Raw genomic sequence first — 14,205 nt, 5'->3', positions numbered from 1 at the left:
CAGCCCCGTCCTGTCACACCGACGCCGGCGCCCGTCACGCCTCGACCGGCGCCGGCACCTCGACCCGAGCCGCCCCCCTATGCAGGCTCACCGACGCAAGACGTGCTGCGATATCCTGCGCCGCCGAAACGGCGAGGTATTGGTGAGGCGGTTCTCGGTGTGATCACCAGCCTGCTTGGCTCGACGTTCGGCCTGATGATCAGCGTCTTCGCGTTGCTGTCGCTGCCACTCAACGTCATCGCCGTGATGCACCTCTTGGGATGGTCCTGGTTTGGTGCGCTTATCGCCGTTCTCTTCTTCTCCTGTGTTCCCCTCATCGGTCAGCTCGGTTTCCTCGTCCTCGCGGTGATGGGCGCGTATTATGTGTGGGACGCCAATTTCGATTGGCACAAGGCAGCGTATCCGTCGACGAAGACGTTCAACATCTCGGCGCTTTCAGAGGCCGAGCTGGAGCGTTTCAAAAGCGAGGTGGTCCGCCCTGGCTTCGAACAGGCCTGCAAAGCGGAAGCCCTCAAGACGGTCGGCTTCGACGGAAAACTGCCGGCCCGCGCGGCAAGTCAGTGCGAGTGCTTCGCGACCAATTTTGCGGCCAAGCTCACGCGCGCCGATATGGTCGCCTTTGAGAAGGACGGCCGGTATCCCGACGATCTGCAGCAGCGGGTAGGGTCCGAGGTTCGCCGCCTCTGCCTGAATTCTCCATAGCTTTCGCCACACTAATTTAGAGAGCCTTACTGGTTTTCCGGCCAGTCAATTGCCTAGCAGACAATAATTCCAACTACCCAATCGTGACGCCCTGTCATCACTGACGGCTCTTCACGAAACGGCGCATGTTTTGGTTGCCGACAATTCTGAAAACGGCCCACGGCGCTGTACCGATGCCCTGATAGTCGACAATGAGAGACCTCTCCAACAAATAATAGGCGGTCGAGTTCAGACGTCGCGGCTCCCACTGATACAGCTGTGCGATTTCTTCGCAGGGATCGGGAAACTTGGGGTCGCTCAGGATGTCCGCCGCCAACCGAAGTGCATCGTCGGCCGTATTCCACGGCTTCCAGTAGCGATCGAACTCGGCAAACAGCGCCCCTTCTACCAGAACGTGACCGGTCGAAAGCCGGAGAAAACCGGAGAGCTCGTGGATGGCGTCTTCGGTATCTTCGACACTGAGCCCAACTTCCTTGACCAGTTCATCGACTTCGCAAATTGGGTCGCCGAATAACCCGTTCTCAGATCTTTCCACGAAGTATCGCGCAATAGCGTTGGCCGCAGCAGAATATACGGTCTGCGATGCCTTGCTGTTTTGCACGACTGGGGGCGCGGGCCCTCGCGGCGGTTTGCGCGTCAGTGCGTAGATATCATTGATCAACTGCGCAACATCGGCATCGGTCGCAACCGACGCGGACGCAATACCCGAAAGCAATGGCGGCAGTTCGGACGGCGGCAGTTCGTGACGAACGGGAAGAAAGCGGCATTGGTCATTCAGCTTGCGAATGAGGCCCGCGTCCATTTCCTGGTTAACCCAAGGCTTGTTGATAGAACGTGGTGTGAGCAAGACGAGAAAATGCGTGCAGCCTCCAATTCCCTCGTCGATTTTCTGCCGCAGGCTATCACCGGACGAGATGCACCACTTGTCCCACCACACTTCGATGCCAGCGCCCTGAAGCGCTTCCGCGACACGCTGCGCGATATCGATGTCTTCGGATGTATAACTGATGAAGACGTGCGGCTGGCTCTCTGGCGTCGCGCCAAGTTCGCCCGCTGATTCGAGACCCAGCCGTGCGTTGACTAGCGCAACAAGGGCTGGCGAGCCCTCGACTTGGATTTTCAGGTCGTCAAGACTGTTGCCGCGAATGACGATAGTCGGGAATTCGCCTGTGTCTGGATCGCGAATGTTGCCGACCTTTTCGCGAATTTGATTGCGGATACTCTCTAGTACTGATGCCATCACAGCATCCTTGAGATTGCGGGGATCTAGCGCTTTGTCCCCCATTGAAAATTTGATCACGGGCAGACCTCTTTGCGGAGAAGCTCTTCGCGTTTGATGCCGGCGGACAGTGGTATTACGGTATCTTGCTTGATCCCGTCCGCACTCTAGGTAACGCGATTTATGGCCGATAAGCCGAAAATTCGGTTGAACATCGATGTCTCGCCAGAGTTAGCTCGACAGCTTGAAGAGTTGGTGGAGAGCTTTGGTCGGACTTCGAAAACGGAGCAGATTCGCCGCGAGGTGGCCGTTCAACTACTCAAGCGAACGCGAGACATCCATACGCAGGGAAGCTTCGCTCTTCATACAGACATCAAGCCTTCGGCCTTGCTAACCACAGGGGTACTAGACGGTCTACAAGGTGTTTACGATCCCGGATTAAGGGAGTTTCTCCTTAAAGTCCCTCATCATGGTTCAGCGAGCACAATTGAACCTGAAGCAGAAGCCGCCGAGAAGCCGGTTTCCACGCTTGTTATGTCAGCGCTCATCGTGCCCGAATCCACTGTCGCCGATGGCCTCAGCATTCAAACAATAACCCTCTCGTGGCAAGCGATCGTCAAGCACCTGGAGAAAAACTGGGATCACGCGCACGAAATCCCACCGGAAAAATGGGAAGAAATCATCGCGGGCGCCTTCAAAGCGGAGGGCTATGATGAAGTAATTCTGACACCACGCTCGGGCGATGATGGTCGAGACGTGATTGCGATAAGGAAAGGTATCGGGACTGTAAAGATATTGGGTTCGGTGAAGGCATACGGACCTGGCCGTTTGGTGCGCCACGATGATGTAAGGGCACTGGTAGGCGTACTTGCGATGGAGCCAGATTCGTCGAAAGGCATTCTCACGACCACCTCAGACTTCGCGCCAAAGATCTATACGAATCCGAAGTACGCAGCGCTCATGCCGACACGACTCGAACTGGTTAACGGGAAACAGCTTCAAGAGTGGCTGGTGAGGCTGGCAAAAAAGAGCCCTTAGGAACAATCATCCGAAATTTGACGCATCAAATTGCCAGCTGGGGCCCTTTCTCATTGAAATTCCAATGGATAGCGCCGGGAACCGCCTTGTCGATGTTCCACATCTGTTCTAACCTGCCCGGATGCCGTTGTCGCCGGAGAAAATCGCCGATCTGAGGCTGAAGCAACTGGAGATGCTTCAGGGGGTGGTGACGCGCATGGCGGCGCAGTGCGCGACCCTGAAGAACTATTGCGTCACCATCTCGGTCGCCATCGCCGGCTTCGCCATCACCCTGCAGCGCCCCATCGTCGCCTTGCTGACGCTGGTGCCGATCCTCGCCTTCGCCTTCCTGGACGCGCGCTACCTTCAGGTCGAGCGCCGATTTCGGAAGCGATTCGACGCAGTCACCGCAGAAGGCTGGGACACCCCGCCCGGCTTCGACATGGGCAACAGGAATAACCCGGTTTCGCCATATTGGCCTGCCTTCTTCAGCTGGTCGGTGGCGGGATTCTATCTGCCGTTGGCAGTCGTAGCAGTCGTGGCGGTAGGCATTGCAAGGCAGGTCTATGACAAGCTCCTATGACAAGAATGAGCTGGTGAATGCGCTGCTCGGCAAGCCGATGGCGCCGACCACGGAATCGGCGTTCGGCTCGGGTCTCACTGCTCCTTTCGGTTCGGGCCTCCTCTCACCGTTCCTTGCGCCAACGCCGCCGCCGTCAAACGGTCTGGCTGGCCTGGTAAACGCTTTCGCGCCGTCGTCACCTTCCATCGATGCCGGATCGGGCCTGCTCGGCGCCTATGGGCTATCGACGCCCTCGACCACGCCGAACCCGTTCGCGCCCTTTCTCACCCCTGCCCCGGCCCCCCCGCCAGCGCCGCCTCGTTGGCCCCTGCCCCGGCTCGCCGACCTGGTTGCACCACCTGTGGCGCCTCCAAGGCCGGCACCGACGTACGCGCCGGCCACGATCAAGCGGAAGGGCTTTTTCTCCTTCCACTACGCCGACATCATGCGCGTCAACAACGTGCGCCAGTCTTGGAAGATCAATTGCCCCGGCCGTGAGGACAAACGGCAGTTCTTCGACCGCAGCCTGTGGGAGTCGGTCCAGCGCAAGAACCCGGAAGGTCTCAAGAACCTGATTCGGACCGGCATGACCCACGCCTCCGTGGTCTGCGTGCTGGTAGGCACCGAGACTTGGGTGCGGCCGTGGGTCAGGTACGAAATCGCACGCTCTGTTATCGACAAGAAAGGCTTGCTGGCCGTCCACCTCAACAGCCTGCGGCATCATCAGCGCCAAGCCCCAGATACGCACGGAGATAACCCGCTTGACTACATGGCTGTGGGGTGTCCGAAGCAGGCTGGCGCGTACTACCTCTATGAACGAGTAGCGCGGCAGGTCGTGCAATATGGGCAGGTTACCTGGGAGTGGCAGTGGGAGAAGTACAGCAAGTACATCTCACCCGTATCTTTGCCGAAATACATGCAGGCAAACCCGCCGAAGGTGGGTTTTGTGGTACTAATTTCCGACGTCACGGCCACCTATGACTACGTTGCTGAGGAAGGCCATAAGAACATCGGCGCCTGGATCGATACGGCGGCTCTGCGGGCGGGCCGCTAACCCAACCTTGGAGATGCAGCCCCGCCCGATCCGTTCGGGGCGCAGTCACTCACCTCAGCATCAACTTCATCCTTCTCGACGCGATAGACCTGAACCAAAATTTTTTTCACTTTGGCGAATGGATCAGGCTCAGTCGTCCTTAAGCAACTTCCAAGGCTCGATCCCGAGGCCATTAGCAATCCGCGCCACGTTATCGATCGACACATTCCTTTCGGAACGCTCCACCCCGCTGAGATAGGTCCTGTTCAGTCCACTCTCATGCGCGAGCGCTTCCTGACTCAGACCACGCGCAGCCCGAAGCCGACGCATGTTCTTCGCCAGGATGTCTCGCAGGGGCCCTTTGTGTGTCCGTTTCACAGGAACACATCGGCCAAACTGACGCCTTTAAGGCGACCGCTTTTAAGTTACATTCGACCTCGGAAATTGCTATCGTCGCAAAAGGCGAATGAGGGCTCAACGGGCGGATGACGTGAACCTTTCGACAGGATCAGTAGAGGCGTTCTTGGATTTAGAGGACGGCGACGATATCCTCGCTCACCGGTCATATAGCGCCGGCTATCGGCTTATCGAAACCGGCGAGGTCGTCTGCGCGGTGAAGCTACCCGCCGCGCTAGCTGAATCGGCAATTCTTCGGCGATCGAAGACCGCTATTGTCCTAACACCGACGGGACAAGTCGAAGCATCGTCGGGCGCGGGCTCAGCAACTGAACAAGTCGACAGCCTAGTTGCTCGGACTGTCGCCGACGACAACCTCCGAATGGAAGAAGCTACGCCCGCGGAATTGGAAGCTCTACTTCATCGCCTTGAACGTTCCGTGGACCTGGTAAAGCGAGCAATTGCACGGTTCGCGCAACTCTGAGTGCCTCCATCCCAAACAAATGGCGACCCCGATCAAACGCCGAGAAGGACTGTTCGTCTCTCGTCCACATTCCTATTCCACGAGGCAGGTCGAACGAGCTTGCAGACTAGTTTGCGCAGAATATTGAGCGGCTTAGGCGCGTGTTGGCGACAAGCGTTGCACCAATGGCAACAAATCTTGGATGTGCAGACAACCACTTAGCCGCTCTTCGGCGCCAGTGCTTTTATCTTGCCTTCCTAATCGGGCGGACAAAGTCAACTCCCTCCTGCAGATTTTCTCGACTTCTCGCAGAACAAGCATCGCTGCTTCCCTCCATCTACACGCACAAGTCTCGCCACAGCCGCGCTTGCGACGGGCATTCACCAGGCGGGGTCCATGCGTTCCTTCGCGTTCAGCACCAGGGCCGTCGCATGCTCTTCATCAGGTTGGTAAACAGGGCTGTCCAAGCACTTTAGCGCTCTCATCCCCGAAGGGCGGCAGCAGGCAAGAGATAGCGGACATTCCCCGTTTCGCGGCCCCGCCAGGGGACGCTCACCGCGCGCGCGGATCTCTAATTTCCTTCCCTCCTCAGCATGCTGGGGAGTCGCCCCAGCGGCCTTCCTATGCTCGTCTTTCCAGTCGTTACTGCACGGGCTTCAGGCGCAGCCGTTGCGTGACCTTGGCACCAAATCCGACGTGGAAGTCGGTCTCGCTGACCCACATCCGGTGAAGAATGCCCGCGAGCTTTCGCGCTACTGCCGTAATCGCACACAGCATGCTCGACCGCTTGGCAATTCGCAAACCCCACGCCCGCAACGCCGACCATTTTCTGACCCGCAGCAGCAGACTAGCAGCTGCCTCACAGAGCGCCTCCCGCACGGAGATGTCGCCCTGTTTACTGATATGACCTTCGAAGTCGATCGATGTACCGGACTGGTGGCGCCTCGGCGTCAGGCCAAAATGGGCGCCCACCGTACGCGAGCGGGTAAAACGATGAGGGTCATCGACGCCAACCTTGAATGACAACGCCACCACCGGACCGACGCCCGGAACCGTCATCAGACGCCGGCAAACAGGATCATGCTGGACCACCTGCAGCAGCACGCGATGCAGCCGATCATAACCTTCGAGGATGGCGCGGCGCACGTCGAGCATGACCTGGATGGACATCACAAAAATCGGATCGCTGTGCTCGATCAGCTCGCGGATGCGGTCCTCAAAGGACCCTCGGGCGACGGCCCCGACGAGCAAACCATAGGCCCGCAAAGCGCCCCGAACATGGTTCTCGAGGTCAACCAGCTTGCGCTTCAACAGCTTCCGGTTGGTCAACAATGTGCGCATTCTCTGCATGTCGATATTCTTGACATGCACGGCGCGGTACCAGCCCAACCGCATCATCTGCGCGATGCCGCGTGCATCGTTTCGGTCGGTCTTATTGCGCATCGTCGATAGCGAAACGCGCATGTGGCGTGCCTCCACGACAACGATCGGCACCCCAGTGGGCTGCAACTCACGGTACAGCCAGATGCCCAGCGATGACGCCTCGACCCCTACTCTATCGAGGCGATCCGCGTAGCCCTCAACAGCGGAGCGGATCGCCGCTGGCTCCGTGCTGACCTTGACTTCGCGGACTGTGAGACCTTCGCCATCGACGATGCAAACGCTGGTTTCTTCAAGGCCGACGTCCAATCCAACGTACAATTTCATCGGAGCTCTCCCTTTTGGCAACGACCTTCCAAGTCGTTGCACCAGGCTCCGGATTCGGCCACCACCTTCCTATCCCCGTGCACCGGTATCTCGAAGCCCGATTTGAAGAGCCCTCTTAATCGGTCGTCTGACCTGCTTCATCTGACCCATTTTCGCTTCCTCTCTCTGCTGTGACAAGACCTTTGCATCGACGCCACGCAGCGTCACGAGATACGAGAGTCCGGGTGCGCCGTGCACTCTTGCGCGCTCATCGACGGTCCAAAAATCGCTGCAGCAAGGCAGCTGGCAACCGTCGCGGCGCCGTTTTCATCGGTGTGACGGAGCCACATCACAGGCACTGCCGCGTGGTCCAATCGCACCACAAGGGGCGTGGCCACAAGCAAGATAACGTGCGTTCCGTCGTCGTGGATCTGCACCAGGTCTCTTCCGCCAGTGGCGGAGCTCCGTGTTCAAAGCGTTGCGTTGATCGTGTAATCGAGCTCTCAAATTCCTCCCGCGGGCGTCAGGCGTGAGCCCTCAGCAGCTTGCGTTCCTTGGCGGCGGCGCGCGCCTTGACATCGGCCTGGGACGCGTCCGGGTCGCCGCAATAGAAGGTGCCGTCGACCCACATCGCGTGCATGATGACAGCCAGTTTGCGCGCCACCCGCTACCGATGCCTTGCGATGGGAGGCGCGCTCGGCGAGCGCCAGCCCCCAGCTTTTGACCTTGTCCTTCTTCTTGTAGCGGGTCAGAAGCGCGCTCGCCGCCTCGTACAAGGCGCGCCGCACATCGGCATCGCCGGCCTTGCTGATCCGGCCCTGGACGTCGATCGAGGAGCCGGACTGCCAGCGCCGCGAGGTCAGGCCAAAATAGGCCGCGACATCGCGCGAGCGCCTAAATCGGGAAGGATCGTCAATGGCGGTCATGAAGCTCAAGGCCGCGATCGGGCCGACGCCCGGAATCTGCATGAAGCGCCGGCACAGCTCGTGGCCGGCGACCAGCTTCACGACCAAATTGTGCAGCCGGCAGTACTCCTTCCACAGCGCTGCGCGCGCGTTCAGCATGGCGTCGATCAGCTCGGCGACCAGTGCATCCTGTGCCACCGCGTCGCGCACGGCCTGCGCAAACCGCCCCGCCCGACCCGGTTCAGACGGATGCCGAACGCCTTGAGCGAATGCCGGACCGCGTTCTCCAGGTCCAGAAACTTGCGCTTCAGATTGCGCCGGTGGGTCAACAACAACCGCAGCCGGTAGCACGGTTCGCTCTTGATATACGCCTTGCGGAACCAGCCCGTGCGCATCAAATGTGCGATGCCGAGCGCGTCGGTTTTGTCGGTCTTGTTACGCTGCGCTTTCAGCGCCGCGCGGACGTGAAGGGTCTCGAGGCACACCGCCGGCAAGCCCAGTTTGATGAGCTCCGGATGCAGCCAGGGCGACAACGATCCAGCCTCATGGCCGAGCCGCCGCAAGCGGCCAAGATACGGTTTGAGCGCCGCCTTGATCGCGTCCGGATCGGTCAAGACCGTCGTCTGCAGCGCCACACAGCCCTTGTCGTCGACCACGCAAATCGCGCTCTCGTCCATGCCGACATCCAGTCCACAGAACCATTCCATCGCACGCCTCCCGCGTTGCTGAGGCAGCGCAGTGTGGGGGATATTCAGCCGGCGAGCCACGCCATCAGCCGCGAGTCCCGGCGCAGACCGATTACGGGCGGCACTCCCTTCCGCTGCTTTTTTGCTTTCCTCTCTTTTGCGATAGCGATCGTTACCCGCAGGGCCGAGACACCGTAGGGTGACTCGGTGAGAAGCGAAGCGACGAGTAGAGCGCGGACCGAAGGCATCGCCCATATGACATCAGCACGCTAACTTCGTAGAAAAAAGCGAGCGCTCGGCACGCTTCCAAGCCGTCAATTGAAGCCTCTCAGCCGTCCATCGATTGGCACAAATTCCAATGCCGAGCAGCGATTTTCTGTCTCGAAATGTTGAGAAAAGATCTTCGAACAACCGTCCGTCTCAAGGCACAATTTCACTCCGAGCGAGTAGATTTCTTCAAACAAAATGGGACGTCTCGCAAGCTGCTCAGCCCCGCCTGCGCCCCCTACTTGGAGTCAGTCGAGGGCTGTCCCGTACCCATCGGCGATATTCCCAGCCTGCTGTCCCGCAGACGAAAAAGGGCTCCCGCGCGATGCGCGAGAGCCCAACATTTTGATCTAATCGACAGGATTCCAGATCAGGAAGAAGCTGCCGTCGCCGTTAAGCCCAACCGTTCGACCAAGGTTGGCGCAGAGCTTGCGGATCCCAAGACCAGGTGCCGCCAGTGACAGGCTGATGTAATCTCTTCCTCGGCTTTCGCCGCGCAGAATCCGACCGGATCCGACCTCAAGCCCCTGAGTGAAGATGCGGAAATCGGGTGCAATATCACCGGACTTGTCGCGGTTCGGAACGATGTCGATATCAGCGCAGATTGGCAGGAATTTGAGCTGGCCTCTGAAGCCGCCGTGCATCGTGCGGGTGACGAATCCGATCGCGGTCATGGTCTGTCTCCTTCGTTGCCGCAAGGGCCGATGCCCTGCGATGGCGAGACCCTGATGGCGGCCGGCCCCCATCCGAACCCTTGGGGCGAAGCGCAGCGGCGCACCCGAGCGCGCTCCTTTTTTGCAGCGAAGCGGCCGCGAGGAGCCGGCTTGCCGGCGGGGAAAAAAGGAAGCGTGCGAGGGTTTCGGATGGGGGACGGCTGCCATAGGTCGTAGCGCTATGAGTAGGGAATCGTGACCTCCAAACGTGGGAGCCAGGCCTTCCGCGGAACCCCATTCACCCGCGTAAACGGCGCGTGCACAGCGACTTGGCAGGCAATTCACAACTCGATCTTCTCGCGATCCAGACCGGGCTATTTGGCTTGGCGAGCGGCTTGGTTTCGCATCTTGCGGCGTGGTCCTGTTGTCGGCCATCAAGTCAAAGCCCGCAGGATTAGTCGACCTCACAGATGGCGATTGAGCTCGCGAAGCCCCCAACGAAAACGCGCCCAGGAGCCCGATTCACTTCCAACGCAGAGCCTCGAACGGTCTCGGAGTCGCGCAACGCATCCGTAGCTGCGCGCCCTTCTACTTCTCTTGAAAGCGACGCAGTAAACGCAAAAAGGCCTCGCCTCCGAAGAGGCGGGGCCGATGATCCCCGGCGTCAGTCGCCGCTGCGGCGCGACCAGATTAGGGTGTACCCCTCCTCGCCCTCGACTTTGACCAGCGAGGCGTAGATCGGAGCGGGGAAGCTCGGATCGTCCAGCTTGACCGAGAAATATTCGCGATCGCTGTCGCGAACTGTCTTCTTCCAGGCGGCGCCAAATTCGGTCGCTCCTGCGAAAATCCGGTAGTCGGGAGCGTTGTCTTTGTCCTTTTCGGAGGCCGTGAACTTGGCCTTGATGTTCAGCGTCAGGGTCTTGATCGAGCCGGTGTAGCCGTTGTCCGAAGCGGTGAAGGTGCCGATGGTCGCCATGGTAATCTCCGTCTGTCTGTTGTTCGGGCCGCGCCTATGGCAGCCTCGATGGCGATCCTTGGCCGGGGGAGCGATCGGCCCGCAGCCCTTGGGCCCGCAGCGCAGCGGAGGACGGCGAACGCCTGCTTTTTTGTCTCGCGCGAGGAATGCCGCCGCTTGGCGGCAGGGGAAAAAAGCAGGCGTGAGCTGTTGCGGGAAGGCGATCGAGGCTCTTGCCGTCCCTCGGGCCAGATGAGCCATTCGTGGATGCGTTGGACGCGAGCCCTTGACCGAACTGACGGTCATTGCCCTGGCTGCCAACGTCCAGTACAGCATCGGAAATCGGCCGGATCGATCAGAGAAAAATTGGCGTCTGCACCTCATGGCAGGGTCAAAAAGCGCCGGGCAGCGAGAGCGCACACACCACATTCTCGAAGAGGGAAACGGCGGCACTGACTGGGACGATGCGCTCGAATACGCTCTCGATATGCGAGGTCTGGACACCATCCGGTCCCCAACTCGATCGCCTCGCCATGGCCAGAAAGGGAAGCGCGGCTGAGCCTCATAGGCCGCTGCAAAAGGCGTAGATCAACCGACCGTGGCCCGCATTTGGAGACGGGCTAGCGCGCGTCACCGCCCGCGTCGTTTCAACTAAACCGGCCGCGCGCCGTCAGGCGCGCGGCCGCAAAATCTGATGCGCCGAGGTCGTCTTTGCGGCCCCGGCTCACTCTTATTCCGCTGCTTGCGAGCAGAACTGATGGCGCTGCGCCGTGTCTGGCGCATCAGCATTATCCGCCGTCTTTGGCGTGCGCAGCAACGGCGGCAACCAATCAGTTGCGGCCAGCAACTGCGCGGCGGCGGCAGCCATCTCGGTCTTTTTCATCCCCGACAAGCGCTCGGTCGTCCCCAGCTAACGCCTTTGCGGACGGCGTCCAGAATGCGCGCCTTGGTGATGCGCCCGACATAGCTCTGCACCGTCGGCCGCCAGTATCCGGTCATGTCGAGGGCGACGGCCTCGGCCAGACGGCTCGCCGCCGCCAACGCGCGCGGTCGCAGGTCAAATGCCAATTTGACCGAATTGACCGTCAATGCCACGCAATGCGCGAACAGCGCCATGCGGCTGTCGTGGTCCAGTTCGACCACGAACTCCCATAGCTTGGCAACGTCCCGGGGGCATTTGCCTCGCCCAATTGGCATGGCGATCCGACCACGCTTTGCCGGCCGGAGTGTCCTCGATCCCGACCGCATGCACGGTCAAATCCGTCTTGACCGGCTGGATGCCAATGACGCGGGCATTGGCCCGATATAGAAGATTTGTGCGGCCAGTGCGTAGGTGACGGCCACGATAGCGACGTCAGGCTGCTCACTTAGATTGAGACGCGGTCCCAAGGTGCGATGCGCAGTGAGGTCGCGAACCAGCGTATCGGACAGCCGCTGTTCCTCCTCATTCTTGTTTTCTCCGTCCTCTCCTTCTCCATCGCGTCCGGCGTGATCGTGTTCTCCACCCTCCTCATCCGAGGCGTGACCGTTGCCCTCCTGCCCGTTTTCGGCACGGGGTTTATCGTCCTCTGCGCGGACGAAACCGCGCTCGATCCTGACCGAATCATCATGATTGAGGACCACGAACGCACCGCCGCGCGCGACATCATCGGACGCGTAGGCCTGCCGTTTCGCCTCCAGCTGCTCGATTTGGGTCTCCAGTTCACCGAACCGGGCATCCACCTCATCGGGAAGTTCGTCCGCCGTTTGATGCTGTTCAGTCAGCCAGTCGAACTTGGTTTGGAGCGCATGAAGGGCGGAGCGGTCTTCCACCGAAAGCTCGACCGGATGCGGATAGGTGCGGTGCATGCCGTGGGCCTGCGGCAATCCAGATGGGGCTCGGTCCATTTCCACCCCTCAGCCGCCCGCAACGCGTCCGCCGCCCGACCAAGCCGTGCCGTCACCAAAGAGATCAAGCAAAGCCACGTCTTCGAGATAACCGCCGCTATCCTCGGTGCAGAGGTCGCGCAGGATCGTACCGCCCGCCTCTACATAGGCCTTGAGCCCGACAAACCGCGCGCGGCGATCCGTTGCGGCGACATGGGTTTCTGTGAGGAGACGACGGATGGTGCTGGCATCGCGGTCGTAGGACAGCCGCTCATAAACGCCCTCTTGCCGGGCTTGATCGTCGGTAATGGCAAAGGCCATCAACTGCTCAGGGGTCAGATCGCCCTCGCGATACAGCTCGATCAGTCTGGGCGAAACTGCCCCCAACCGCAGCCGTTGCCGCACCACATGCGGCGTCACCCCGAAGCGCGCGGCGATCTCTTCAGCACCAAAGCCGCGCTCCTCCGCAAGCCTCCTGAACGCCTCGAACTGGTCGGCGGGATGCATGTTTTCCCGGGTGACGTTCTCGTCCAGGCTGATCTCATGGGGATCATTCGCGGTGTCGATGATGCAGCGGATCGGCTCGGTTTTCTTGATCTCCTTCCGCTTCGCCCGCAAAAGCTGGGCAAGCCGCCTGCCCTCGCCGATGGTCACCAAATAGAACTCCGTGGCCGCTCCGTCTCCATCCAACTCCGGCTCAACCACCAGATTCTGCAGGATGCCCTTGGCGGCAATACTCGCCGCATAGCCCTCGATGGCCGCCTCACTGTGCGGCGTCTTGCGCGCATTGTCTGGTGACTTCTTCGGCTTGTTGAGCGGAACCAGAACCTCCGTCCCGCTCGCGGCAGTGATTTCAACGTATTTTCACCTGTTCAACGAGCTTTGCCGACAAGATCATTCTTCGTTTTGCTTTCATGGGTGCAAGGCGCACCACGCGCCTGCCCCCCTGCCCGTCGGCGAGACCAGGGGGTAGCAAGTGCCAGGGCGACCCGAGCGGAGGGGGATCGCCCGCCCGCGAGGGCCGCTCGAAGAGCGGGTCTGCACAAGCGTGCGCCTTTGTAGTTGCAAGTCGTCAGAGTGGAAAAAGCGCGGAAGACCGGGGATACCGTTCGGGCCGGCGCCGGCAATAGCCGGCGCTTTACCCTGGCTCGCGCGAGGGGCGGAGCCCCTGAGTTCAAGTGTCGGAATGTTGAGGAAGCCAGCGCAGGTGAGAACAAGAGGCACCCGCAGGAGGGTCAGCATAGCGCCGACGCGGGACGCGGCGGGACCCGGGACCGAGTGCAGTCGCGAGACCGGTTAACAAGGCACCCGCGCGACGGGCAGTGCTAGCGGTGCCGCGAAGCGGCAGCCCTTCGTGGGGGTGCCTCCGGCGAGCGACACATTAATATCTCTTGCGCGAAGGATCGAAGCCGAAGGCCGAAACGCGACGCGCTCGGTTCACAAGAGCCCCGTGCGGCAATAGCCGCACGCGCCCAGATCGAACGGCATGTAACCAAGCATCGCGAAGCTGGTCTACGTCAAAGTACGACCAGTGACGAGGCAAACCAGAATGCGGGTTTTGCCACAGGCCGCTTCCTCCGGACTTGCGACCCACGCGACTTTGCAGTTTCGCGTGGCCGAGCCAAGCACAGGGTGGCTTTCGCATCCAGATCAGCCGTCACGGGCCACATGGGAGGCTAGGAGCGCCTGCAAACGCACCAGGCAATTGCTGGCCAAAGGCAAAGAGAGCGCCTTTGTTCCATGCTGGGCCAGCCCGGCTTGCTGTCGTCATTGGACAGCAGCTTAACCCAACGAT

General features: G+C 60.3%; 10 protein-coding genes and 2 pseudogenes. 5 read left to right on the top strand and 7 right to left on the bottom strand.

Translation table 11 applies throughout. From position 1 onward, the window contains the following. Window positions 1–159: 159 nt before the first annotated feature. On the top strand, window positions 160–702 hold the full coding sequence (locus QUH67_RS14790) for a hypothetical protein (protein ID WP_300947412.1): 543 nt from the start codon (window positions 160–162) through the stop codon (window positions 700–702). Between the two features lie 97 nt (window positions 703–799). Here QUH67_RS14790 and QUH67_RS14785 read toward each other — a convergent pair whose 3' ends face one another. Further along, the gene (locus QUH67_RS14785) at window positions 800–2,002 is read right to left on the bottom strand and encodes a toll/interleukin-1 receptor domain-containing protein (RefSeq protein WP_300947411.1); all 1,203 of its coding nucleotides are present in this window, start codon (window positions 2,000–2,002) and stop codon (window positions 800–802) included. A gap of 102 nt (window positions 2,003–2,104) precedes the next feature. Here QUH67_RS14785 and QUH67_RS14780 point away from each other — a divergent pair, with 102 nt between their 5' ends. The 3 genes from QUH67_RS14780 (at window position 2,105) to QUH67_RS14770 (ending at window position 4,554) form a co-directional block, all read left to right on the top strand. Continuing rightward, window positions 2,105–2,959, top strand: coding sequence for a restriction endonuclease (locus QUH67_RS14780; RefSeq protein ID WP_300947410.1), 855 nt, complete (start codon window positions 2,105–2,107; stop codon window positions 2,957–2,959). A gap of 127 nt (window positions 2,960–3,086) precedes the next feature. Continuing rightward, a complete protein-coding gene (locus QUH67_RS14775; RefSeq protein WP_300947409.1) occupies window positions 3,087–3,521 on the top strand; it encodes a hypothetical protein in 435 nt (144 codons plus the stop codon). Then, window positions 3,505–4,554, top strand: coding sequence for a TIR domain-containing protein (locus QUH67_RS14770; protein WP_300947408.1), 1,050 nt, complete (start codon window positions 3,505–3,507; stop codon window positions 4,552–4,554). The genes QUH67_RS14775 and QUH67_RS14770 overlap by 17 nt, the downstream gene beginning before the upstream one ends. 129 nt (window positions 4,555–4,683) lie before the next feature. On the opposite strand, the gene QUH67_RS14765 is transcribed toward QUH67_RS14770, so the two are convergent. From QUH67_RS14765 to QUH67_RS14745, 5 genes and pseudogenes are all read right to left on the bottom strand, one after another. After that, entirely contained in the window at window positions 4,684–4,863 is a 180-nt protein-coding gene (locus QUH67_RS14765; protein WP_300947407.1) for a helix-turn-helix domain-containing protein, read from the bottom strand. Window positions 4,864–6,034: 1,171 nt separating this feature from the next. Continuing rightward, entirely contained in the window at window positions 6,035–7,099 is a 1,065-nt protein-coding gene (locus QUH67_RS14760; RefSeq protein WP_300945523.1) for an IS110 family RNA-guided transposase, read from the bottom strand. 502 nt (window positions 7,100–7,601) lie between these two features. After that, a pseudogene (locus QUH67_RS14755) lies at window positions 7,602–8,690 on the bottom strand (IS110 family RNA-guided transposase). 596 nt (window positions 8,691–9,286) lie between these two features. Continuing rightward, window positions 9,287–9,610, bottom strand: a complete 324-nt coding sequence (locus QUH67_RS14750) for a DUF736 domain-containing protein (protein ID WP_300947406.1) — start codon at window positions 9,608–9,610, stop codon at window positions 9,287–9,289. Window positions 9,611–10,253: 643 nt separating this feature from the next. Further along, entirely contained in the window at window positions 10,254–10,565 is a 312-nt protein-coding gene (locus QUH67_RS14745; RefSeq protein ID WP_300947405.1) for a DUF736 domain-containing protein, read from the bottom strand. 265 nt (window positions 10,566–10,830) lie between these two features. On the opposite strand from QUH67_RS14745, the gene QUH67_RS14740 reads away from it, so the two are divergent. Further along, window positions 10,831–11,103, top strand: coding sequence for a hypothetical protein (locus QUH67_RS14740; protein WP_300947404.1), 273 nt, complete (start codon window positions 10,831–10,833; stop codon window positions 11,101–11,103). A 171-nt stretch (window positions 11,104–11,274) separates the two neighbouring features. On the opposite strand, the pseudogene QUH67_RS14735 reads toward QUH67_RS14740, so the two are convergent. After that, a pseudogene (locus QUH67_RS14735) lies at window positions 11,275–13,262 on the bottom strand (ParB/RepB/Spo0J family partition protein). Between the last annotated feature and the right edge of the window lie 943 nt (window positions 13,263–14,205).

The organism is Bradyrhizobium roseum (genome assembly GCF_030413175.1).
GTDB classification, from domain to species: Bacteria; Pseudomonadota; Alphaproteobacteria; order Rhizobiales; family Xanthobacteraceae; genus Bradyrhizobium; species Bradyrhizobium roseum.
The sequence above is the reverse complement of the archived record's forward strand: the minus strand, read 5'-3'. Positions and strand labels throughout refer to the sequence as shown.